This window comes from Streptomyces sp. UW30, assembly GCF_008042075.1.
Lineage (GTDB): Bacteria > Actinomycetota > Actinomycetes > Streptomycetales > Streptomycetaceae > Streptomyces.
This window is the reverse complement of the sequence record NZ_RDBN01000026.1, coordinates 1-23052: the sequence shown is the minus strand read 5'-3', so window position 1 is coordinate 23052 and position 23052 is coordinate 1. Positions and strand designations below refer to the sequence as shown.

Below are 23052 nucleotides of genomic sequence, written 5' to 3'. Positions count from 1 at the left end.
GATGGGCGGCCAGGCGGTGGCCGGTCCGCTCGACGTGGCTGAAACCCCCCTGGCTGCCCGTGTCCTCACGATGGGCGGCCAGGCGGTGGCCGGTCCGCTCGACGTGGCTGAAACCCCCCTGGCTGCCCGTGTCCTCACCTACGACGCCGGCGGCTCCGCGGAGTTCAGGAGCGCCGTCGACCGGGGCGCGGCGATCTGGAACGAGAGCGTCGACTCCGTCGAGCTGCGGCCGGCCAACACCGGGCAGCGCGCGAACATACGGGTCCTCGCGGACAACGGCTGGCCTCGCGCCCTGCCCACCCCCGCAGAGCCACGAACCGGACGGACCGCCTCGGCGATTTGAGCCCGCCCGGTGCGCGCAGGGCACCGGGCGGGCTCGTCTTCCTCATGCATGGTGCGGCATGCGTCAGTCCACGATCAGCTCAGGATCCGCCGCCGGGGCCCGCCCGACGAGCTCGCCGCCGAAGTTCCCCTCGACCTCCGCCTTCTCCGCCGTGTCCGGGTACGGGTTCGTGCATGCGGTGCCCGCAGTGGAACCGGACATCAGGCTCGAGCACGGTCCGGGCTTGCGGTCGGGCAGGCCCAGGATGTGCCCGAGCTCGTGGGCGGAGATGCGGATCGTGTCGTAGCCCTGATCGACGGCCTGGCGCCCGATGTAGACCGTTCCGTTGCCCAGAGTGGTGGGCAGGGCGCGAGGCCAGCCGTTGTCCGCGAGGACCCGTATGTTCGCGCGCTGCCCGGTGTTGGCCGGCCGCAGCTCGACGGAGTCGACGCTCTCGTTCCAGATCGCCGCGCCCCGGTCGACGGCGCTCCTGAACTCCGCGGAGCCGCCGGCGTCGTAGGTGAGGACACGGGCAGCCAGGGGGGTTTCAGCCACGTCGAGCGGACCGGCCACCGCCTGGCCGCCCATCAGGGACAGGGACACCACACAGACAGCGGCCAGGCCGCCGGTCAGCCTACGTACGTGCATGATTCGACCTCCTTGTGGGGGGAAGGTTAGTCGTGCTCATGACATTCACTGCCTCAATGCCCAGCGGGAGGGAACCTGAATCCGCCGATCCGAGGCGGTCCGGAACCTGAGGCGGTCCGCCCGCAACGCCGCTCGCCGGGGCCCGGACAGCCCCGGATCCGGCCTCGGTCTGACCCTGGTCGCCCAGCAGGTCGCCCTGCACCGCGGCCGGATCACCGTGCTGGACCGCCCCGACGGGCGACCCGGCACTCGTTTCGAACTGCGCCTGCCGGCCATCGGTGTCCAGGACGTGCGGGACACCCTGACGCTGCTGCCACGCGACTGGCTGACCGGCACGACCGGCCGCTGAAGCCCCGCGTCAGTCCTCAGTGGACGCGTAAGGCGGGGGGAGCTTCGGCGGGTCGGTCACCGTGCAGCATGCCCCAGGCCCAAGCCCCGGTCGGGTTTCTCTGCCAGTGCTCAGTACACCTGCACCCCGAAGGCGTTGAGGGCCTCGGTGACCGGCTGGAAGAACGTCGTGCTGGGCGGAGTGGTGCAGTTGCCACTGCCGCCGGAGGTGAGGCCCAGCGCCTGACTGCCGGCGTAGAGGGGGCCGCCGCTGTCCCCCGGCTCGGCGCAGATGTTGGTGCGGATCATGCCGGTCACCACGCCGTCCGGATAGCGCACACTCCAGTTCACGCCGGTGACCCGGCCGCAGTGGGTGCCGGTGGTGGAGCCGCGGCGGCAGGCGGACTGGCCGCGCTGGGCGTTGCCGGCGCTGGTGATTTCCTGGTTGCCGACGGTGCCGGGCGGGACGGGCTGGCCGGCGTCGTAGGCCACGAGGCCGTAGTCGTTGCCGGGGTAGCTGGACCCTGCGGTGGTGCCGATGTGTGTGACGAGCCGGTCCGAGTACCAGTCGGTGGTTCCGTTGGTGCAGTGGCCGGCGGTGAGGAAGTAGTGGTTTCCGCCGCCGTCCCGGGTGTTGAAGCCCAGCGAGCAGCGGAACGCGCCGGCGGCGTCGGCGCTGTGGACGGCGTCCCCTCCGGAGAGGTACCTGGAGAGCTTGCCCGGCAGGCGCTCGACGCGCAGCGCCCCGGCGTTGGCGCCCGCGCCTCGCTCGATGGCGTCGATCGCGGCGGCGGACACGGTGCTGTCGGCGGCGAGCAGCACCCTGCCGGACGTGTCGTCCACGCTCCAGGCGGTGCCGACCACATCGGCGCTCGCCACCGCCTCCTCGACCGCGGCGAGCTGCGCGACGCTGTACGTGGTGGGGCTGGGGTCGACAGCGCCGGCGTGGGCCGCGGTTGCGGCCAGGGCGGTCGCCGCCAGGGCGGTCAGTCCGGACGCCAGGACGACCAGGCGGGTACGGCGTCTCGCGGGCCGGGGCGACGGGCGGCTGATCCACATACTGGCCTCCAGCAAGGTTCGGGCCGCCACGGGACCGGAACGGCCGCTCGGTGATCCTCTCCGGACGCTAACCGCGCCTCCAAGACCCGAGCGACCTGGGCACCGCGTACGGGTGACGGCCCGATAGATCACCGCGTGCGAGTCACGGGGCCAGGCCCCACGCTTCCCCTACCGGCGACGGCAGCCCGGCCACGGCACCGCATGCGGGCAACGGGGAGGCCAGTGCGGCGAGCGCGGCTCACCCCGACCGCACGGGCGTTTCGGTCGGATCAGCCACGGCACCGGGGACCGGGTGACGCCTCGCCGGTCCGCCTGTGCGTGCGCTCCCGGTGCGACGTACGCAGGAGTAAGAGGGCCTGCCCATTGCGTCCGGCTACCGCTTCGGCGGATCGGTGATCGGGCGGGCGATCTCCTCCAGCCAGTCGCGCAGCACCAGCAGCCGGATGACGTAGTACGACAGCTGTCGCGACTCGCTGTGCTTCGGCTCGAAGTCGACGACGCGGGCGACCTCATCCGGCTGGACCGGCCCCTTCTTCTGCTGCGCCAGCCGCTCGGCCGCCTTCACACTCAGCGGGGCGACGGCCACCTGCGCCCGGTCGTGGGCCATGAACAGCAGCTTGTCCGGGTCGACCGGCTGACGAACCAGGGCTCCGTTCCGCTCCACTACAACGATCAGTTCCTCGCCTGCCTGCAGCCGGGAGAGGAACTCGTCGAACTGAGCGGCGACGCCCTGGAGGGCGGCGGGCATCTTCAGTTCCAGGGGCAGCAGGGCCCGCCGGCCCTCACGGTTGGTGGCGAGGAACCCTGCGTCGGTGAAGGCCCGCTCAATGCCGTCCCCTCCGACCAGGCGGAATTCGATGACCTTCTCCGGTTCCCCGAACGTGGGTGAGGCTCGCCTCGGCTTGCCGCGAGCGTCCACCAGGGCGCGGCGGGATGCGGCGAGTTCGGCGTTGACCTGCTTGACGAGATCCTTGGCGAGTCCGCGGAAGAACGCGTCGAGCCTGGGGTGGTACTTGACCAGCCGTTCGAAGAGGATGCGGCCGACGAGGTTGCGGCGCCAGCCATCGATCCCGGCCACGAAATCCGCAGGGGACGCGGCGCTCGTCTCCATCATGAACAACACTTCGCCGATGTACTGCACCATCTCCTCGACGGTTTTGAAGCCGAAGTGAAGGGGCCTGAGCGGGATGCGAGCCATCACGGCCCGCAGCTCGCCGTGCAGGACGTCCATCAGCTCGAGGATGCGGGCCATGCGGACCGGCGGGTCGCCGGTGACCAGATCGAACAACCGCGACAGCCTGACGGCACGGGGCTCCGGGCGGAGCGCCAGAGACTGTTCGATCGAAGCGTGCGGCGCGTGGGCCGCCACCTTCTTGCTCAGTTCCTTGCTGACCTTGCTCGTGGCCGCGTCGGCCCCGGCGGACAGTGCTGCCCTGCTGATGCCCATGGTCACGTCCCGATGAGGGTTTCGAGGTCGAGGTAGACGCCCCGGATGTGCAGGAGATGGCGGAACATGGGCAAGGCGCCCGCCGCGACCATCAGGCAGTGGTGGGCGTCCGCAGGTTGCGCGGCCCGGGACCACAAGCCCTGGCCTTGAGCGGCGGGCGTGGCGCAGGCCGGTGGACGCGGGGCGGACCGACGTCCCAGCGCTCGGCCTCGAGCCGGGCCGAGCACGTGGTGGTGCAGCCGGGCCACGTTCCATTGGACGTAGCCGTTCCCCACGAGGTGTTCGGCCACTGGCCGGACTACGTGACCGCCTACTGGCCCGGCGGTGCCCCCTACGAGTTGGCCTTGGTGAGTCCGGTTCCCGCTGAAAGCTCGCTGGTACCCCGCGAGGTCGAAGTCGATCGGATTCCGGAGATCAATCTCCGATTTCCGCTTCCCCTTCCGTAAGAGACGACGGAGGGGGCGTCAGACCGAAGCGGGCTGTCGCCCCGTGTCCCGCCGCGGCCTCAGGGAGTGAGCACGAACCGGATCGGGTCTCCGGTCTTGTTCTCCAGCCGGGCGACGGCATCGGCCGCCTCGGCGAGCGGGACGCGGCTCGTGATGGACGGCGCCAGGTCGATCCGGCCGGCGGAGGTGAGGCCGATGAGCTGTTCCACGTGCTGGGGTCCGGAGCCGTAGTGGCCGCGGATCTGATTGCCCTTGAAGCAGAAGCCCATGCTTGCGTCGACGGTGATCGGCTCCGGAGTCAGCCCTGCCAGCACCAGCACACCGTCCGGTGCCAGCACGCTCAGGGCCTGGGACCGGGCGGCGCCCACGCCCGCGAAGTCGAACGCCACGTCTATTCCGCGCCCGCCCGTAGCCTCGTCCACCGCCTCGGCGAACCCGGCCGCGGCCGGGTCGAGCGCGATGTCCGCACCGAAGGCGAGGGCGCGCTCCCGGGCCGTGGCCAGCGGGTCGACGACGACGATCGGCGCCGCGCCGACCATGCGGGCGATGCGGATTCCGTGTGCGCCGAGTCCGCCCGCGCCCCAGATCCCGACCGCCTGCGCCGGTCGGACCGCACCCGTCTCGACGATCGCGGCGTACGGGGTGGAGACCGCGTCGGGAATGATCGCGGCCTGCTCGAAGGGCAGGTCGTCCGGGATCGGGACCAGCGTGTCCTCGCGGGCGACGGCGTACTGGGCCCACCCGCCGTCGTAGTCCACGCCCCGGGTCTGCGGTCGCCCGCACGGCATGCGGCGCAGGCAGTCCCCGCACTCCCCGCACGCCTGTCCAGCCTGCAGCACCACCCGCTGCCCCGGGTTCCAGAGCCCCTGAACGTCAGACCCGAGGGCATGGACGACGCCCGCGACCTCGTGCCCGAGAGTGAGCGCGCGTGACTTCGCGACCGCCTCGACGGGGAAGAACGGGCTGATGCTGCCGTCGATCAGGTGGACGTCGGACAGGCAGACTCCCGCGGCACGGACCTCGACCAGTACTTCCCCGGGTCCGGGCATGGGGACGGGCACCTCCTCGACGACGAAGGCCCGACTGTCGAGATGGAGCCGTCCGGCAAGCATGGTGTTCGGTGCGTTCATGACAGGTTCCTCACTTCGATGACTACTGCGGTCGCATGACGTGGTCGATGGACAACGTCATTTGCCCAGTTGACGTGGCACCGCCCATAGAAGTTCCGTCGACCGACCGTGTCAAGCAACACAATCAATCGACACGGTCACCTGACAATGTTGCCGCTAGGGTGATCGGCAAGCGACCGATGGTGCGAACGAAAGGCACGCTCATGAGCAAGCCGAACCTTGTCCCGGCCGAGACGATCCCGGAGCGCCCGGCTCTTCCTCTGATCGGTCACGCCCTCGGTATCCCGAGGGGGGCGGAAGGGCTCATCCACTTGATGAAGGAGGTCAAGGAACTGGGCCCGGTGTTCCGGGTCCGGGTCTTCGGGACCGAGACCGTGCTCGTCGGGGGCCTGGACCTGGTGACCGAGTTGTCGGACGAGACCCGGTTCCGTAAGAACGTCCACCCGGATCTGGTTGAGATCCGTCAGATCGCCGGTGACGGCCTGTTCACGGCCTTCCACCACGAGCCGAACTGGCAGAAGGCGCACGACATCCTGATGCCGGCGTRCTCGCTCGGCGCGATGCGCGGCTACCACACGACGATGCTGCGCGTGGCCCGCTCGCTGATCGCCAAGTGGGACGAGGCCGCGGGTGAGCGATCCGTGGACGTGCCCGAGGACATGACCCGGCTGACCTTCGACACCATCGGACTGTGCGGCTTCGACTACGACTTCGAGTCCTTCCGGCGAGACGAGCCGCACCCGTTCGTCGAGGCGATGTCCCGGGCGCTGGCCTTCACCCAGGTCAAGGGCGAGGCGATCCCGGGCACGGAGGTGTTCCGGTGGAAGCAGGCCGACCAGTTCCGCGAGGACGCCGAGCTGATGACCGACCTGGTCGACGAGGTGATACGGCAGCGCAGGGCATCGGCCGACACCGGCACCGACGACCTGCTCGGCCGGATGCTGAACACCCCCGACCCGGCCACGGGCGCACCGCTGGACGACGTGAACATCCGCCACCAGGTGATCACGTTCCTGATCGCCGGCCACGAGACCACCAGCGGCGCCCTGTCCTTCGCCCTGTACTACCTCACCAAGCACCCCGAGGTACTGGCCCGCGCCCAGGCCGAGGTGGACGCCTTGTGGGGTGACACGGATGCCCCCGAGCCCGAGTACGGGGACATCGGCAAGCTGACGTACATCCGTCAGGTACTCAGCGAGAGCCTGCGGCTGTGGCCGACCGCTCCCGCCTTCGCTGTGGAACCCGTCGAGGACACAGTCATCGGCGGCAGGTACCCGGTGCGCGAGGGTGAGACGCTGATGGTGCTCACCCCCGCCCTGCACCGTGACCCCGCCTGGGGCGAGAACGTCGAGCTGTTCGACCCCGACCGCTTCACCCCGGAGCGGGAGGCGGCCCGCCCCGTCCACCTCTTCAAACCGTTCGGCAGCGGCGAACGCGCCTGCATCGGACGGCAGTTCGCCCTGCATGAGGCCACCCTGCTGCTCGGTCTGCTGGTGCACCGCTACCGTCTGATCGACCACGCCGACTACCAGCTGACGATCAAGCAGTCCCTCACCATCAAGCCCGACGCGTTCTCCCTCGCGCTCGCCCGTCGCACCACCGGCGAGCGACGGCTGCCCCATGCCGCCGCGAGCAGCGCGCCCGACACACATGACCGGCCCTCGCCCCGGCGCGTCACCGGCACGGCACTGACCCTGCTGCACGGTTCCAACCTCGGCACCTGTGCCGGTATCGCGCGGGATCTGGCGGTGGACGGTGACGCGCACGGGTTCGCCCCCTCAGTCGCCCCGCTCGACGACTACGCCGGCGAGCTGGCCGCCACCGAGGGCCCGGTAGTGATCGTCGCCGCTTCCTACAACGGCCGCCCCACCGACGACGCCGCCCGGTTCGTCGCCTGGCTGGACGGTCTTGAGCCCGGCTCGCTCGACGGCGTCCGCTACGCCGTGCTGGGCGTCGGCGATCGCAACTGGGCCGCCACCTACCAGCGCATCCCCACCTTCATCGACGAAAGCCTCAAGGCGGCCGGCGCCACCCCCCTGCTGGAGCGTGCCGCTGCGGACGCCTCCGGCGACTTCGCGGGAACCGTGGACCGCTGGACGGCCGAGCTGTGGACCACCCTGCTGGAACGGTACGGCGACTCAGGGACCACGGGCGCGGCGCAGACCGAGCCGGAGCAGGGCGCGGACCAGTGCCTGTACCAGCTGGAGGAGACGACCGACTCGGTGGTCGGCGCACTCGCCGCCCGGCACGGTGTCCAGCCGATGGAGGTAGTCGAGGCCCGCGAACTGGTCGACATGGAACACGAGTTGGGCCGCTCCAAGCGCTTCCTCCGGCTGCGGCTGCCCGAGGGCATCACCTACCGCACCGGCGACCATCTGGCCGTCCTGCCGAACAACCCCGACGCCCTCGTCCAGCGGGCCGCCGACCGGTTCGGTCTCGACCTGGACCGCACGGTCCGGCTGCGCGCCCGTCGCCGCAGCCGCAGTGCCCTGCCCGTGGACCGACCGCTGACCCTGCGCCGGCTGCTGACCGACTTCGTGGAACTGCAGGACCCCGCGACGCCGGAACAGGTCGCCGTGCTCGCCGAGCACACCGCCTGCCCGCCCGAGAAGCTCCCCCTGACGCAGCTCGCCATGGCAGCCCCGGCGACCTTCCGCGAGCAGGTGACCGCCACCGGCCGCAGTCTCCTGGACCTGCTGGAGCGCTACCGCGCCTGCGAGCTACCGTTCGAACTCTTCCTGGAACTGCTGCCGGTGCTCCGCCCGCGCCACTACTCAATCTCCTCCTCCGCCCAGGCGGCACCCGGCGAAATCGACCTGATGGTGTCACTGCTCGCCGCACCCCATCGCGCCGGCGAGGGCACCTTCCACGGCATCGCCTCGCACTACGCCCAAACCCTCAAGCCCGGCGACACCGTCCAGGCCCGGGTGCTCCCGTGCAGCGAGTCCTTCCGCCTGCCCGGCGACGACGCCGTTCCGGTCATCGCGGTCAGCGCCGGGACCGGCCTGGCCCCCTTCCGGGGTGCCGTCCTCGACCGCCACCACACCCGCTCCACCGGAACGCTGCTGTGCTACTTCGGCTGCGACCACCCGGACGTCGACTACCTGCACCGCGAGGAGTTCGAGCAGGCCGAGGCCGCCGGGTCCGTCAGTATGCGCCCCACCTTCGCCTGCGCGCCCGAGGACGGCGCCCGCTTCGTCCAGGACCGCATCGCGCGGGAGAGCGACGAGGTCTGGGCAGTGCTGCAAGCCGGTGGCCGCATCCACGTCTGCGGCGACGGCCGCCGTATGGCCCCGGCGGTGCGGGAGGCGTTCATGACGATCTACCGCACGTACACCGGCGCGGGCGACGAGGAGGCGACCACCTGGCTGGCCGCTCTCATCGAGTCCGGCTGCTACGTCGAGGACGTGTGGGCCGGCTGACCACGGCCGCCCGCTCTGCGAGCCACGAGCCCGACGCGCCCGTGGCTGCCGTAGGGCGAATCCCCAGCATGCCCCCTACCAGTGAGGTCCTGATGGTTGTTGCACGCTCGGCGATCCGCCGAGGATTCGCGGACGTCCCCCACAGCACGCAGTGGCGGTGCCCGTGAACGCGCGGAAGGGATCCGTCCTGACCTTCGGTGTCGCGGTTGCCCTCGTCGCCGGGGTGACCCTGGGCAACGGTGGAGCGAACGTGATGCCCGTGTTCGTCGATGACTTCGCCTCGCGCTTCAGGTTGTCGGACTCCGGCGCCGGACTCGTTGCCGCGACCCAGCTGCTGGCGACCGCTGTCGTCACCCTGCTCCTGGCCGAGCGGGCCGCCCGGCCCGGCCGCGTGCGGATGACCCGTCTCGGTCTCGCCCTCGCGGGCGCCGGCTTCCTCGGGGCGACCGCGGCGACCGACGTCGTGACGTTGACCCTGGCGAACCTGGTCGTCGGCGCCGGACTCGGTGCGGTCTACGCGGCGGCCACGGCCGCGCTCGCCGCCACCGACGACGCCGACAAGGCGTCCGCAGTCACCATCTCCGGCGTGGTCGGTGTGACAGCCCTGCTGATCATGGCGGTGCCCGCGGCCAACCACGACGTGGCGGAGGGCACCGGATTCCTGCTCATGGCCCTGTGCTGTCTCGCCGCCTGGCCGCTGGTCCGCCGACTGCCGGACGGTCCGGCGACACCGGGAACCGCGCCCACCGGCCCGGAGACCAAGGCCGCGGCCAGACCCTCCGTGATCCTGCTGGCCGGGACCGCGCTGCTGTGGGCCGTCACCCAGGGCGCCTGGTCGTACGCCTCGGTGCTGGGGCGCCAGCACACCGGCATGTCCCACACGGCTGTGTCGGCCGTCCTTGCGATCTCCAGTGTCGTGGCACTCGTCGGGGCCGTCGCGGGTCCCGCCGCGGCACAGCGCTTCGGCCGTATGCGCTCGATGGCCGTCTTCGTCACCGCACAGGCCCTCGCGATGGCCGTCCTGATCTTCACCCACGACCCGGTGCTGTTCATCGTCGCGGCCGTCCTCTGGCAGGCCTGCCAACTGGCCGTGCTGGTACAGACCCTCGCCGCCGCAGCGCTGCTTGATCCGACCGGACGCCTGGTGGCCTCCCTCAGCGGGGCGGGCGCGCTGGGCACCGGCATGGGACCGCTGGCCGTGGGCGCCGTCCTTGACGGCGCGGGGGCTGTAGCCCTCGGCATCCTCTTGGCGCTCGGCACCTTCGCAGCCTCGCTGCCTCTGCTGAAGATGACGGTTGCCAGCTCGGCGGTCTCCGAGGAGCACCGAACCGCCCCCTCGCCGGTGGCCGAATCCGGGTGAGAACCTCTGCCCGGGGGAAGTCGTTGCATCCGGCACCGGGTGAGGCGTCCGTACACCCCACCAGTGCGGAGCGACGTCAGGCGCCGGGCACGGCAACGCGGTTCAGTCGGCCATCGGCCAGTGCCATGACACTGCCGACCAGGGCCTGCAGACTGGGGAGTTCAGCTTCTTCGTCCGGCAGGGTCAGGTGCTGGAGGACCAGCCCGTCGAACCCGGCCAGGAAGAACCGGGCGATGACCGACGCGGGCTGAACGAGCCTGTGGCCGGTGCGCTCGGCCGCCTCCGTCACCAGTTTCGCCGTCACGTCCGTCACCTCGCGGTACTGGCTCTGCAGCGTCTCGCGCAGGCTCGGTGTCCGCAGCGCGAACATGGTCAGCTCGCTGAGCAGTTGGTGGCTGGCCGGCTGCTCACGCACGGTGCGCCACAGGGCACCGGCCAGTGCCGCGAGCGTCTCCTCAAAACCGGCGTCCGCGGGTGCCGCCGCCTCGACCTGAGAGACCAGGTCCTGGGTGAGCCGCTCCACGACCGCCCGGTACAGGTCCTCTTTCGTACCGAAGGTGTAATGCACAGTCGCCTGGGCCACGCCGAGTTCCGCGGCGATGGCACGGGTGCTTCCGGCGGCGATGCCCTCTCTGGCCATGAGGGCGATGGCCGCGTTGATCAGCTGGGGGCGGCGCTCCGCCACGGAAACATGAGCCATAGGAACATGATAGCGACCTAGTCCATCGAACAAGTCGACCGATCAAGATTCTGCAAACGTGTGTGCCGCCGGGCGGCCGGACGGGTGGACCGGCCCACGGCGACATATTGGTCAGCCGTCCAAGACAATGCGATAGCATCGTCAGTACACGTATTTCTTCCGAAGGAGAAGCGGATCAGATGTCCCGTATGGCAGCGAAGGACCGCCGGGAGGAGCTGATCGCGGCAGCTCTACGGGTCATGGTTCGCGACGGCGTCGCCAAGGCGACGACCCGCGCGATCGTCGGCGAAGCCGACATGCCGCTGGGCGTCTTCCACTACTGCTTCGACTCACGGGAGCAACTGCTCCAGGAAGTCATCACCCGCTTCACGGACAGCAGTGTCACAGCAGCCCGGAAAGCGTTCGAGGGGAACGGCGACCTGGCCTCACGCATCACCAAGAGCCTGAGCGCCTTCTGGGCGGGCGTGGAGCTGAATCCCGGTGAGCACCAGGTGAGTTACGAACTCACTCACTACGCCTTGCGTCAGGCCGGGTTCGAGGAACTGGCTCGCCGGCAGTACCAGCACTATCTGGAGGTCCACGAGGAGCTCCTCACGGAAGCCGCCGAAAGCGCCGGGGTCCGGTGGACGGTGCCCACTCCGGTCCTGGCCCGCTACCTCAACTCGGTGCTGGACGGCGTCACCCTGTGCTGGCTGGTCGACCGCGACAGCGAGCAGACGCACGAGGTCCTCCGGCTGACCGGGGAGCACCTCATGTCCCTGGCCGGCAAGCGGACCTAGACAACCGGGAAGCCGCCGGTGGGCCCGCGCCGCGCATCGCGGGCCCGTGTCCGCGTCGTCAGTCGCCCAGCACCCCGCGCAGATACGGGTTGGCGAAGCGCCGGTCAGGGTCGAGCCGGTCGCGCAGAGCGGTGAACTCGGCGAAGCGTGGATAGGCGTCGGCGAAGTAGTCGGCGTCGCGGGTGTGGAGCTTCCCCCAGTGCGGGCGCCCGTCGTGCGCTGCGAAGATGCGTTCCGCTTCCGTGAAGTACCGCCGGTAGGGCATGCCTCGGTACACATGGACGGCGATGTAGGCGCTGTCGCGCTCCGACGCGGTGGACAGAGTGATGTCGTCCGCGGGGACGGCCCGGACCTCGACGGGGAAGCTGATGCGCAGATCGGAACGGTCGACCATGGCCTTGAGCTCGCGGAGGGTGTCGACGGCTGCTTCGCGCGGGACCGCGTACTCCATCTCGATCATCCGCACACGACGCGGACTGGTGAAGACCTTGTAGGGGATGTCCGTATAGGTCCGGCCCGCGAGGCTTCGGCTGGCGAGCCGCGCGATCGCCGGTACGGCCGAGGGAACGGCCCTGCCCACGGAGTTGAGTGCCTGGAAGACCCCGTTGGCGAGGAACTCGTCCTCGAACCACCCTCTGAGCCGGCCCAGCGGGGCGTGGGGGCCGACGGTTCGGTTGTTGCGCAGGGTGATGCAGTTGTCGGTGTGGGGGAACCAGTAGAACTCGAAGTGGTCGTTGTCCGCGTGGAGTTCGTCGAAGGTCGCGGTGACACGGTCGAAGGTCATCGGTTCCTCGCGCGCGCTGAGCAGAAAGAGCGGTTCGACGGCGAAGGTAATGGCGGTGATCACGCCCAGCGCGCCGAGCCCGATGCGCGCGGCGGCGAACACCTCCGGGTTCTCGGTCCGGGAGCAGGTGAGCAGTGATCCGTCGGCAGTCACCAGTTCCAGGCCCCGGATCTGGGCCGAGAGCGCGCCCGAGTCGCGGCCCGTGCCATGGGTGCCCGTGCTGGTCGCGCCCGCGACGGTCTGCTCCATGATGTCGCCCATGTTGGTGAGGGACAGCCCCTCCTGGGCCAGGGCCATGTTCAGCGTCCTGAGCCGGGTGCCCGCCTCCACGGTGACGGTGCCGGCCGCCCGGTCGATCGCGCGGATGCCGGTGAGCCGGTCCGGCCGAATCAGCACTCCGTCGGTGACGGCAGCGGCGGAGAAGGAGTGGCCGCTGCCCACCGCCTTGACCGCCAGGCCGTCCTCGGCCGCCTGGCGGACGACGGCCCGAAGCTCCTCGACGGAGGCGGGGCGGGCGTCCCGGGCCGAGCGGGCGGTGACGTTGCCGGCCCAGTTCTGCCAGCTGCCGACGTTCTCGCCTTGTCCGTACCGCTGGGAGCTGTGGCGCATCGTTTCCATGGTCTTCCTTCTGCGCTGAGGGGCACTGCGGGGGCGCAGCGCCGCTATCTGACACACCGCACGCGGTAGACGAGCAGGGCCCCGACGGCCGCGGTCGCGCCGACGAGGGCGAAGAGGACGGGATAGCCGCGATCGGAGGTGATGATGAGGCTGGCGATCAGGGGGGCGAGCGCGGGCGGGATCACCGAGCCGATGTTCATGATGCCGAGGTCCTGGGCTCGGCTCGCGGCGTCCGGCAGTACCTGGGTGATCAGGGCCTGGTCGACGGACATGTACGCCCCGAAGCCGGCGCCCATGAGTGCCGATGTCACCAGAGTGACTGTGAGGTTCGGAAAGCTCGCCAGGAGAAACCCGGCGGCGGCCTGGAGCAGGGCGGCCAGCGCGACGAAGATCCGTCTTCTGCCCAGCCGGTCGGACAGGACACCGGCGACCGCTGTGGCCAGGATGCCGGCCAAGAGGTACACGGTGGTGCAGGCGAGCAGGCTGCCGGCCGGGTCGGCGACCTTCAGGTCGTCGGTCAGGAAGTACAGGGTGTAGCAGACACCGAGAGAGTTCGCCAGGTTGACCAGCAGTCGGCCGCCGAAGGCCCAGGCGAAGTCGCGGTTGCGCAGCGAACGGCCCATGGAGGCGAGAAGCGCGCGCAGGCGCAGCGGGGGTTCGGAGCTGTCCGCGGGGTCGCGGTAGCGTGCGAGGAACGGCACGGCGCAGCCGACCAACACGACCGCGATGACGGCGTAGCTGCTCCCGGGAGAAAGCGCGAAGGCCGAGACGACGGCTATGCCGGTCACCACACCTAGGGCCTGGGGGCCGTAGATCGCGCTGGACACGACGCCCCGCTGGCTGATCGGGACACGGTCGGCGATGACAGCGGTCAGCCCGGCCGTGGCGGCGCTGAGTCCGAGCATGGCGGCTGCCCAGGCAACGGTCACTCCCGTCACGGTCGTCTGTTGTCCGGTGACGGTCAGCCCCGCCGCGAGCACCAGGGTGCCGGCCCCGAGCCAGAGCCGTCTGCGTCCGAAGCGGCTGCGGGAGCGGTCGCACAGCGCCCCGCACACCGGGAGGGCCGCCAGTGCGACGACTCCGGAGACCGCGTTGACGACGGCGAAGTCGTGCACCTTGGAGACCGGGTCGATCGCCTCCAACTGCTGGGGAAGCAGCAGCTGGAGGGGGACGAGGTTCGCCATCCAGTACCCGAACCAGACCAGGCCGAACAGGGCGGTCCAGGTCCTCGTGACGGGTTCGCTCGGCCCGTCGCCGGCCTCCAGTCGGGCGGCGCCCGCCGGCGCCGGAGGCGTGCTGTGGAAATCTGTGGGCATCGGGCCTCCGGAGTCGGAAACGGGCCTGGTCGGAGTCGGGGCAGGGCAGAGTCCGGGCGGGTCAGAGGAATGCGTGGCCTTCGCCGCGGTAGGTGGGGACCTTGGCGACGACGTCCGCACCTGACACCAGGTGGAGGGTGTTGACGCGCTCGCAGAGTTCGCCCGCCTTGGCGTGCCGGAACCAGACGTGGTCGCCGAGCCGCAGCCCGTGGGCGGCGGCGCCCAGGACCGGGGTCTGGACCTCTCCGGCCCCTTCCCGGGGGTTCATGCGCAGGCCGCGCGGCCAGCTCAGGGTCGGCTGGCGGTCGAGACCCGGTGAGCCGGAAGCGATCCAGCCGCCGCCGAGGACGGTGGCGATCCTGGCGTTCGGGCGGCGTACGACGGACATGACGAAGTAGGCGGCCGGGCGGGGCCGGAAGCGCCGGTAGAAGTCGAACAGCCCGGGCCCGTACAGACCCGATCCGGCGCCGATCTCGGTGATGACGTGTTCGGCTGCCGTCTGCTCGACGGAGCCCGTGCCACCGCCGTTGACGAACTCCAGCGGTGCCACGGCCTCGACGGCCGCGATCGCCTCGGCGCGCCGTTCAGCCAGTTCGCCCGCGGAGATCCGCTGCATGGCGCGGATCGCGGCCCGCTTGAGCAGTGACCCGGGTTGGTTGTCGCCGAGTCCGGCGATTTGGCCCTCGTACGACATGACACCTGCGAGGCGGAATCCGGCTCGGTCCGTGATGGCTCGGGCGAGCGTGCCGGCTTGCCGCGCGGAGTGCACCGGGGAGCGGTACGGGCCCAGGTGGAGGCGGCCGCCGGCCAGTTCGAGCGAGGCATCCAGATCGATGCAGACGCGGATGTCGGGGCGGGAGGTGCCCACCATCTCGTCGACGAAGTCCAGTTGGCGGATGGAGTCGATCATGAGGGTGACGCGTGAGGCCGCCTGCTCGTCGGCCGCGAGCTGCTTCAGCGCGGTGCGGTCCGTCGTCGGATATCCGATGACGACGTCCGTGTGTTCCTCGGCCAACCACAGGGCCTCGGGCAGGGTGAAGGCGAGAATGCCCCGGTATCCCGGCCGCCCGGCGGCGCGCCGGATCAGGTCGCGGCTGCGGACGGACTTGCTGGCCAGCCGGATGGTCGCCTGACCGTACGTGCGGCGCACCAGGTCCGCGGCATTGGCGTCGAACGCGTCGAGGTCCACCACGGCGAACGGCGGATCCAGGTGCTCGGTCGCCTTGGCCAGCTGGGCCATCCTGGCGTCGCCCGTATCGGCGCCGGGGGAGCCGGCTCTTGTCAGGTCCGGACCGGACATCATGTGCGTACTCACATCGGCACCCTTTCTGGGAGTTCGCGTCGCCGGCCGGGTCAGAGACGGCAGGGGCGTCGCGGAGGGTCTTCAGGAACAAACAAAGTGGGGTGGGTTCTCCGGAGGGGGTGAGGAGGGCGGATCCGCCGGGGCTCGGAGCCGTTCCGGCCGGGGCTCAGAGCCGTTCCGGCCGGGGCTCAGAACCGTTCCGGCCGGGTCGCCGCCGGCGCGGACAGCAGCCCCGCCCGCTGCCGCCGCCCGCGCGCCTCGGCCAGCGGGATGACGCGGCGCATCAGCCTCGGGAACACCCCGGCGATCCGCTGGACGCGGCCCGCGAGCGGCGGGAAGACCACCTCGACCGGTTTGGTGGTGATCGCGTCGACGACGGCCTCGGCGATCTGCTCGGGTGCGTACGACTTCTCCGCGAAGGAGATGGCGCAGGCGGGGTCGGCCATCTCCTGGTCGAGCATGCCCGTACGGGTGGACGGCGGATGGACGATCGTGAAGTCCAGCGGACCGTCGCGTTCCTCGATGGCCACGCTGTGGTGGAAGGCCCGCAGACCGTGCTTCGTACCGCAGTAGGTGGCGTATCCGGGCAGCGGCAGGAACGACGTCATGCTGCACACGTTGACGATGTGGCCGTGGCCCTGCGCGGTCATGCGCTCGACCGCCGTACAGACCCCGGTGATGGTTCCGAGCAGGTTGACCTCGACGATGTCGCGGTGCTGCCGCGGGCCCAGGTCCCGTGCGTGTCCGGTGTGGGTGATGCCGGCGTTGTTGACCAGCACGTCGACGGTCCCGAAGGCGGCTTCCGTCGCCTCGAACGCATTGCTCCAGCCCTCGGCGCTCCGGATGTCCAGTCGGCAGGCGGCGGCCCGGGGGCCCAGCTCACCGGCGCAGACCAGGACAGCCTCCTCGTCGACGTCCGTCAGCATCACTCGATGGCCCCGGTCGATCGCGAGCCGCGCAATGGCGGCCCCGATGCCGTTGGCCGCACCGGTCACCACGATGACCTGGCTCTTCTCAGGTATGGGACGCATAGCCACAGATTCCTCTTGGTCGGCCGTCCAAGTCAAGTGTTCAAAATGAATTGCCGGAATCTTCATCGGGGAGCCGCAGCATCTCGATCCGGCCGCCGTCGAGTTCGGCGGCGCGGACCGGGTCGTCCGTCGGGACGGTGGCGGCGAAGAGGGTGCGCCCGTCGTGTCCGGCCACGAGGCAGCTCAGCGTGTTCTGGCTGGTCGCGACCCGGTCGAGGACGCGGCCGCCGAGGGCGACCCGTACGCATTCACCGCGGAGGGCGTTGGCGACCCAGACCGTCTCGCCGTCGCTGTGCCAGGCGATCCCGTCCGGGGCGATCGGTGACGCGGAACGCTTCGCCAGGGCGGGACGATCCAGGAGCGCCGAGACCTGACGGGTGACGCGACCGGGGAGTCCGGGATGGTTCAGGAGGCGCCACAGGACCGGCGGGACCAGTGGGGCCCAGGGCCGCGGAGTCCCGAGTGTTCCGTCGGGGCTCCTGGGAAGGGCGGTGAGCCGCATGGCCAGGGTCTCGGCCACCACCACGGTGGCGCCGTCGGCGGTGAGGAGGGTGCCGTTGGGGAAGAGCAGCGGCTCCGTCAGACCGACCAGGCCCCCGTCCGGAGCAAGGACGGCGATCGAGGTGCTCGGCGGGCCGGGCGGCGCGTAGAGCATGGAGTTCGGATGCTCGCGCGAGAAGGCGTGGTAGTCGAAGCCGAAGTTGCCGACGTAGGCCCGCCCCTGCGGGTCGACGAGCATGTCGTTGACCGGGCCGCCGACGACGCGGCGCAGGTCGGCGTGTTCCACCAACTCGCCGTTCGCTTCGAGGCGGTGGACGCGCCCCCCATCCATGGATACGACCAGCAGGCGGCCGTCCGGGAGCCAGCCGAGCCCGCCGGCCCGGCCGGGGACCTTGAGCACCGTCTCCGGTTCTCCGGTGCCGCCCCAGCGGTGCACCGTGCCGTGGGCGAGATCGGAGAACCACAGGGCTCCGTCGTGCCAGCGCAGGGACTCGGGCACACCCAAGCCACTCAGCGCCACTACTGCCGTCCGCTTCATCCGACCGCTCCTTCGTGGCGCGGATCGAGAGCACACTCTTTCCAGCACCCGACTTGGACATCCGTACAAGACGCTTGACTTGTACGAACGACCGTCTCATTCTGGATGAAGAGAAGTCAACGTTCCGTCGGGAGTTTCCGTGGCTCAGACTCGATCCCTCATGACAGACGGCGCCCCCGCGGGCGCCCGTATCGCAGTGGACAATCCGGCCACAGGAGAAGTGGTCGGCCATGTCCCCGACACGTCCGCGGACGAGGTGGCGGGGGCGGTCGCGCGAGCCCGGCGGGCGCAGCGGGACTGGGCGGAGCTGGACGCCCGCTCGCGTGCGGAGTTCTTCGCGCGGGGCCGCCGCTGGCTGATGGCCCACCGGCAGGAGATCGTGGACTCCCTCGTCGAGGAGAACGGCAAGGCGCAGGAGGACGCGATCGTCGAGATCGTCTACTGTGCGAGCGCCTTCGCGTACTGGGCCAAGCAGGCTCCGAGGCTCCTCGCCAGGACGAGGATGCGTACCCTCTCCCCGTTCGTGCTCGGCCGCGCCATGTACACCCGCCGAGTGCCCATCGGCGTCGTCGGCGTCATCGGCCCGTGGAACAACCCCCTGCTCAACTCCTTCGGCGACGCCATCCCCGCCCTCGCCGCCGGCAACACGGTCGTCCTGAAGCCCTCCGAACACACGCCGCTGACCGCGCTGTTGATGGAACGGATGGCCCGCGAGTGCGGCTGGCCCAAGGACGTCTTCCAGGTCGTCACCGGCGCGGGAGCCACCGGCCGGGCACTGGTGGACACCGCGGACTTCGTGATGTTCACGGGGTCGACGAGGACCGGCCGGCTGGTCGCGGCTCGCGCGGGCGAGCGGCTCATCCCCTGTTCACTCGAACTCGGCGGCAAGGACGCCCTGCTCGTCCTGTCCGATGCCTCCCTGGAACGAGCCGTGAACGTCACGATCCAGGGTGCCCTGTCCAACGGTGGCCAGATGTGCACCTCGGTGGAGCGGGTATACGTCGAGGAGGCCGTGTACGACGCCTACCTCGACCTTCTCCACGAACGGTTCCGGCAGGTCACCTCCGGCCGGCCGGCCGGGCTCGGCAGCACCGACGTGGGCGCCGTGACCTTCCCGCCCCAACTGGCCGTCATCGAGGACCACGTCCAGGACGCGCTGAGCAAGGGTGCCCGGGTCCTCGTGGGAGGCCACGCCGCCCCCGGCCCCGGCCGCTTCTTCGAGCCCACGCTGCTCGTCGACGTCGACCACACCATGAAGTGCATGCGGGAGGAGACCTTCGGTCCCACCCTGCCGGTGATGAAGGTCGCCGACGCCGAGGAGGCCGTCCGCCTGGTCAACGACAGCGACTACGGACTGCAGGCCACCATCGTCGGATCGGACACGCGGCGCGCCCGCCGGCTGGCCGAGCGGATCGAGGCCGGCTGCGTCACGATCAACGACGCCCAGACCAACTACATGGCCCTCGGCCTGCCGATGGGCGGCTGGAAGGACTCGGGCCTCGGCGTCCGCCACGGCGCCGAAGGCATCCGCAAGTACACCCGGCTCCAGTCCGTCAGCACCAACCGGTTCCCGATGCGGCGGGACCCGCACATGATCCCGTACGAACCCTCGGGCTACCGCCTCATGCTCCGCCTGGCCGACGTCCTGTACGGAGCGGGCCTGCGCGGCCGTACCAAGTGACCCCCGCCACCCCCTGTTCAGTTCACCGATCCGTTCACCGTCCAGTTCACCGTTCAGTTCACGAGAGGCCAGACCCATGACCGTGACATCCGAGGCTGCCCCGCACGCCTCCGTCGGTGCCATGCCCGAGGGCGTGCACCTCCCGTTGCCCGACCCGAACCTGAGCGTCGAGGAGGAACGCCAGGTCCGTAAGCAGGAACTCGCCGCCGCCTTCCGCCTGTTCGCTCGCTTCGGCTTCTCCGAGGGCGTGGCCGGCCACATCACCGCCCGCGACCCCGAGAACCCCCACGCCTTCTGGGTGAACCCCTTCGGTATGTCCTTCAGCCAGATCCGCGTCTCGGATCTGATCCTCGTCGACCACGACGGCACGCTCCTGGAGGGCAGGCGCCCGGTCAACAACGCCGCGTTCTGCATCCACTCCGAGGTCCACCGGGCCAGGCCGGACGTGGTCGCCGCCGCGCACACCCATTCCCTGCACGGCAAGGCCTTCTCCAGCCTCGGCGTCCCGCTGGAGCCGATCACCCAGGACGCCTGCGCCTTCTTCGAGGACCACGGCGTCTACGCGGACTACCAAGGCGTGGTCAACGACACCGAGGAGGGACGCCGGATCGGAGCGGCGCTGGGCGACGGCAAGGCGGTCGTCCTGCAGAACCACGGGCTGCTCACAGTCGGGGCGTCCGTCGCCGAGGCGGCCTGGTACTTCATCACCATGGAACGCTCATGCCAGGCCCAACTGCTGGCCATGGCCGCGGGAAAGCCGAGGGTCATCGACCCGGAGACGGCACGGCAGGTCCGGGCGCAGATCTCCGGCGCGCTTGCGGGCTGGTTCCAGTTCCGTCCGCTGTGGGACCAGATCACCGCGGAACAGCCCGACCTCTTCGACTGAAGGCACGCGCACAGCAGTCCCTGACGACGCTCACCTTCCGGCACAGCGTCGTCAGGGATGCGGGGGCGGGCGGACACCGATCAGGTAGGCGCGGGTCGAGGGCCCCTCGCACTGAGCGTGACGGCGAGTCGTGAGTCATCCGCCAAGACCGGCCGGTCGCCCCGCCGGCTGACGAACGGCTTCGCTCCGTCCGGCGTGCGGCGGAGTTGCTGACGTACATCTCCCTCAGGTTGATGTCGCGACCGGCCACCACGTGGCGAAGGTGCCGAGTCACTCCTTTTCACGGTTCCGCCGCATGGCCGGGATGGGACGGCTGCGCGGCGTGCCGAGGACACCCGCCGGTTCGGTCTCCGCCGACCGCAACTCCAGGATCGCCCTGGGTAGATGGCCATTCCGACCTGGTGTTCTGCTGAATTGACGGCATGCTCGGCCGCTTCTCGTCTCCGCGTCGGGTCAGCAGTAGGCGCAGCTTCCGGAGAAGTGACTCGAGCATCAGCTCGTACCGACTGGTCTGCGTCTCCGGCTCGCTGGTGACCATGTCCGCCGGCCCGCCGCGAAGTCCACGCCGTCACCTGAAGCTGCTCGCAGCGCGCTCGCGCCGGGCGCTGGGACCCACCGCGTGAGCGAGGGCCTCCTCGATCAGCGCGTCCCGAGAAGCGAAGTGGTGCACCAGAAGGCCGTGGGTGACACCCGGGGGCGATGTGGGCGCCATGCGGCGTGGCTGTCGCCGGTGCTCGCGGTCATTGTTCCCGGGCATTCTCGATGACGCGGCTGCGTCCGCGTTACTCGGCGATGACGGTCGCACCCCGTAGGACGGTCACGTCGTAGATTCCGCCGCGGCCGAATCGGGTGCGTTCTTGGGCGGATGCTGTCAGGATGTCGCCCTCATTGAGTCGGGCGGTGAGCACGATGTCGGCGCCTGCCGCGACGGTGACGGGACCGCCGCGGGCGACACCGTGGCCGTTGATCATGGTCGCTGCGGACATACGCACGAGGACCGATCCTTCTCCCGCCGCGTACTCCACCGCGCTCTAGCCGCTGCGGCCTCGCGGGATCGGACATGATCCGGGACGGATCGCCACCGACCTGGCGGTGATGCTCGCTGACGGCGGCGAGGCCCTTGCGGACCTGGCCGTGCTGCGGGACCAGACCGAAGTGTTCGGCTTCGTCGCCTCGSCGCCGAGGGTCTGGCGGCTGCTCTGCCGACGTTGACAAGCGGGCACTGACCTTTTTTCTGCGCTCGGCCGCGCCTCGGCTCGGGAAGTTGCCTGGCTGCAGGCCACTGAGGCGGGAGAGCGTATCCGACGCCCGGACCGCGGGGCGCATACTGCCCGGCCTCGTCCTGGACCCCGACGCCACGCCGGTGCCACTTCGAGGAGAAGGCGGCCGCACCCACCTACAACAGCGGTTTCGGGTTCCACCCGCTGGTGTGCTCCCTGGCCAACAGCGGCCAGGCGTTCGCGTGGCCGCAAGCGGCTGGACGACCGGGTGACCTCAGGAGATCGAATGGAGGTTGCCGGGCCGGGGTGGGCCAGCCGGCAAAGATTCATCTGGCCTACGACGCCGTCGGTCGCCCGCTCGCGCTGCTACGCCGTTGGAGCGAAGCCGCAAGCCGACGGGATTCCGGGTTCGGCCCGCAGGGGGAGACCCAGCATTGTGACAGGTCATGTAGCAGGACAGGTAATTCCGTATGAGGTACAGGGCAAAGGTCCGGAACGGGTCCTCGCACTCCACCATTGGCTCAGCGACAGGTCGAGTTTCGGCCATCTGCGGAAGTACCGGGACGAGAACGCGTTCAGTTACGCGTTCGTGGACTGCCGTGGGTACGGCGAGGCGATGGACACCCCCGGCGCGTACACGATGGAGGAGGTCGCGGCGGACACCCTCGCCGTGGCCGACGAGCTGGGCTGGGACACCTTCTCGGTGATCGGTCACTCCATGGGCGGCAAGGCGGCCCAGCTGATGTTGCTGGACGCCCCCTCGCGGATCCGCTCGATCGTCGGCATCTCGCCAGTACCCGCGTCCGGGTTCCCGCTCGAAGGGGAGATGTGGGAGCTGTTCGCCGGAGCCGTGAACGATTCCGGCAACCGCAGGACGATCTTTGACGTCACCACCGGCAGTCTGCACGACGATGCGTGGCTCGATGCCAGGGTGAGCGGCTCGGAACGCTCCTCGTCGGCGGCTCTGCGCCCCTACCTCGAATCTTGGACTCGCGGCTCCGACATCCACGAGCGGCTCGAGGGAAATCCGACCCCGGTACTTGTCGTGGCTGGTGCGAACGACCCGGCGATGGGCCCTGACACCATGCGGTCCACCTGGCTGCGGTGGTATCCGAACGCTGAGCTCGAGGTCTTCAACGACGCCGGCCACTTCGCCCCGGATGAGAGCCCAGAGACTCTGGCGACAGTGGTCGAGAGATTCCTGGGCCGCTAAAGCGTGTTGCGCAAGGCCGTGATCAGGCAGCCTGAGCTGGCTTGTCGGGGTGTCTGGTCACGCGGCCAGGGCGAGGTTGTGCATGCGGGCGACGGCCTGGACCGCGTTGTGGAGACCGTCGCCGTGCTGCCGGCAGTCACGAAGGATCTTGTAGTTCTTCAGCCGGCCGATCACATGCTCGACGCGAGCGCGGACCTTGCGGTGCGCGGCATTGTCTTCTTCCTGGCCCTTCAGCAGCGGCCGCCCCGGCCGTTTGCGGTGCGGGACGACGAGCCCGGTGTTGATGTAGGCGCCGTCGCCCGCATGCACAACCTCGCCCTG

The 23052-nt window shown here is 70.1% G+C and carries 20 protein-coding genes and 1 pseudogene; 8 read left to right on the top strand and 13 right to left on the bottom strand.

Annotated features, from left to right (window positions below; genetic code table 11):
- Window positions 1-70: 70 nt before the first annotated feature.
- A pseudogene (locus tag EAO75_RS14005) lies at window positions 71-301 on the top strand (peptidase); the annotation flags it as partial.
- A gap of 105 nt (window positions 302-406) precedes the next feature.
- Here EAO75_RS14005 and EAO75_RS14000 read toward each other — a convergent pair.
- Window positions 407-970: a snapalysin family zinc-dependent metalloprotease gene (locus EAO75_RS14000; protein WP_147995381.1), complete on the bottom strand. Its 564-nt coding sequence runs from the start codon at window positions 968-970 to the stop codon at window positions 407-409.
- A 79-nt stretch (window positions 971-1049) separates the two neighbouring features.
- Here EAO75_RS14000 and EAO75_RS13995 point away from each other — a divergent pair, with 79 nt between their 5' ends.
- A complete protein-coding gene (locus tag EAO75_RS13995) occupies window positions 1050-1319 on the top strand; it encodes an ATP-binding protein (protein ID WP_410092287.1) in 270 nt (89 codons plus the stop codon).
- A 110-nt stretch (window positions 1320-1429) separates the two neighbouring features.
- Here the strand turns inward: EAO75_RS13995 and EAO75_RS13990 are convergent, their stop codons facing one another.
- The 4 genes from EAO75_RS13990 to EAO75_RS13975 form a co-directional block, all read right to left on the bottom strand.
- Complete coding sequence (locus EAO75_RS13990) at window positions 1430-2356, bottom strand: S1 family peptidase (RefSeq protein WP_147995380.1); 927 nt, start codon at window positions 2354-2356, stop codon at window positions 1430-1432.
- Window positions 2357-2729: 373 nt separating this feature from the next.
- Complete coding sequence (locus EAO75_RS13985; RefSeq protein ID WP_147995379.1) at window positions 2730-3803, bottom strand: hypothetical protein; 1074 nt, start codon at window positions 3801-3803, stop codon at window positions 2730-2732.
- A 2-nt stretch (window positions 3804-3805) separates the two neighbouring features.
- Complete coding sequence (locus EAO75_RS45825) at window positions 3806-4093, bottom strand: hypothetical protein (protein ID WP_187284427.1); 288 nt, start codon at window positions 4091-4093, stop codon at window positions 3806-3808.
- A 215-nt stretch (window positions 4094-4308) separates the two neighbouring features.
- Window positions 4309-5379 (bottom strand): zinc-binding dehydrogenase, encoded by a 1071-nt coding sequence (locus EAO75_RS13975; RefSeq protein ID WP_147995378.1) that lies wholly within the window; start codon window positions 5377-5379, stop codon window positions 4309-4311.
- 203 nt (window positions 5380-5582) lie between these two features.
- On the opposite strand from EAO75_RS13975, the gene EAO75_RS13970 reads away from it, so the two are divergent.
- Together EAO75_RS13970 and EAO75_RS13965 are read left to right on the top strand one after the other, a co-directional pair.
- Entirely contained in the window at window positions 5583-8801 is a 3219-nt protein-coding gene (locus tag EAO75_RS13970) for a bifunctional cytochrome P450/NADPH--P450 reductase (RefSeq protein WP_147995377.1), read from the top strand.
- Window positions 8802-8964: 163 nt separating this feature from the next.
- The gene (locus tag EAO75_RS13965; protein ID WP_147995376.1) at window positions 8965-10161 is read left to right on the top strand and encodes an MFS transporter; all 1197 of its coding nucleotides are present in this window, start codon (window positions 8965-8967) and stop codon (window positions 10159-10161) included.
- 76 nt (window positions 10162-10237) lie between these two features.
- Here EAO75_RS13965 and EAO75_RS13960 read toward each other — a convergent pair whose 3' ends face one another.
- Window positions 10238-10861 carry a TetR/AcrR family transcriptional regulator gene (locus tag EAO75_RS13960; RefSeq protein WP_147995375.1) on the bottom strand — a complete coding sequence of 208 codons (624 nt, stop codon included), beginning with the start codon at window positions 10859-10861 and terminating at the stop codon, window positions 10238-10240.
- Window positions 10862-11040: 179 nt separating this feature from the next.
- Between EAO75_RS13960 and EAO75_RS13955 the strand changes: the two genes are divergently transcribed.
- Window positions 11041-11640 (top strand): TetR/AcrR family transcriptional regulator, encoded by a 600-nt coding sequence (locus EAO75_RS13955; protein ID WP_261989281.1) that lies wholly within the window; start codon window positions 11041-11043, stop codon window positions 11638-11640.
- A gap of 58 nt (window positions 11641-11698) precedes the next feature.
- Here EAO75_RS13955 and EAO75_RS13950 read toward each other — a convergent pair whose 3' ends face one another.
- From EAO75_RS13950 to EAO75_RS13930, 5 genes are all read right to left on the bottom strand, one after another.
- A complete protein-coding gene (locus EAO75_RS13950; protein WP_261989280.1) occupies window positions 11699-13042 on the bottom strand; it encodes a D-arabinono-1,4-lactone oxidase in 1344 nt (447 codons plus the stop codon).
- 44 nt (window positions 13043-13086) lie between these two features.
- Entirely contained in the window at window positions 13087-14358 is a 1272-nt protein-coding gene (locus EAO75_RS13945; RefSeq protein WP_147995374.1) for an MFS transporter, read from the bottom strand.
- A 61-nt stretch (window positions 14359-14419) separates the two neighbouring features.
- Window positions 14420-15598 carry an amino acid deaminase/aldolase gene (locus EAO75_RS13940; RefSeq protein WP_410092286.1) on the bottom strand — a complete coding sequence of 393 codons (1179 nt, stop codon included), beginning with the start codon at window positions 15596-15598 and terminating at the stop codon, window positions 14420-14422.
- A gap of 251 nt (window positions 15599-15849) precedes the next feature.
- Window positions 15850-16692: an SDR family NAD(P)-dependent oxidoreductase gene (locus EAO75_RS13935; protein ID WP_147995373.1), complete on the bottom strand. Its 843-nt coding sequence runs from the start codon at window positions 16690-16692 to the stop codon at window positions 15850-15852.
- 40 nt (window positions 16693-16732) lie between these two features.
- Window positions 16733-17731: an SMP-30/gluconolactonase/LRE family protein gene (locus EAO75_RS13930; protein WP_147995372.1), complete on the bottom strand. Its 999-nt coding sequence runs from the start codon at window positions 17729-17731 to the stop codon at window positions 16733-16735.
- Window positions 17732-17891: 160 nt separating this feature from the next.
- Here EAO75_RS13930 and EAO75_RS13925 point away from each other — a divergent pair, with 160 nt between their 5' ends.
- Entirely contained in the window at window positions 17892-19412 is a 1521-nt protein-coding gene (locus tag EAO75_RS13925) for a succinic semialdehyde dehydrogenase (protein ID WP_147995371.1), read from the top strand.
- Between the two features lie 76 nt (window positions 19413-19488).
- Window positions 19489-20298 carry a class II aldolase/adducin family protein gene (locus EAO75_RS13920; protein ID WP_147995370.1) on the top strand — a complete coding sequence of 270 codons (810 nt, stop codon included), beginning with the start codon at window positions 19489-19491 and terminating at the stop codon, window positions 20296-20298.
- Window positions 20299-21080: 782 nt separating this feature from the next.
- Here the strand turns inward: EAO75_RS13920 and EAO75_RS13915 are convergent.
- Window positions 21081-21323: a hypothetical protein gene (locus tag EAO75_RS13915; RefSeq protein WP_410092284.1), complete on the bottom strand. Its 243-nt coding sequence runs from the start codon at window positions 21321-21323 to the stop codon at window positions 21081-21083.
- A 631-nt stretch (window positions 21324-21954) separates the two neighbouring features.
- Between EAO75_RS13915 and EAO75_RS13910 the strand changes: the two genes are divergently transcribed.
- Window positions 21955-22731, top strand: a complete 777-nt coding sequence (locus EAO75_RS13910) for an alpha/beta fold hydrolase (protein ID WP_261989279.1) — start codon at window positions 21955-21957, stop codon at window positions 22729-22731.
- A gap of 57 nt (window positions 22732-22788) precedes the next feature.
- On the opposite strand, the gene EAO75_RS13905 is transcribed toward EAO75_RS13910, so the two are convergent.
- On the bottom strand, window positions 22789-23052 hold a 264-nt coding region (locus EAO75_RS13905), incomplete at its 5' end, for a transposase family protein (RefSeq protein WP_147995367.1).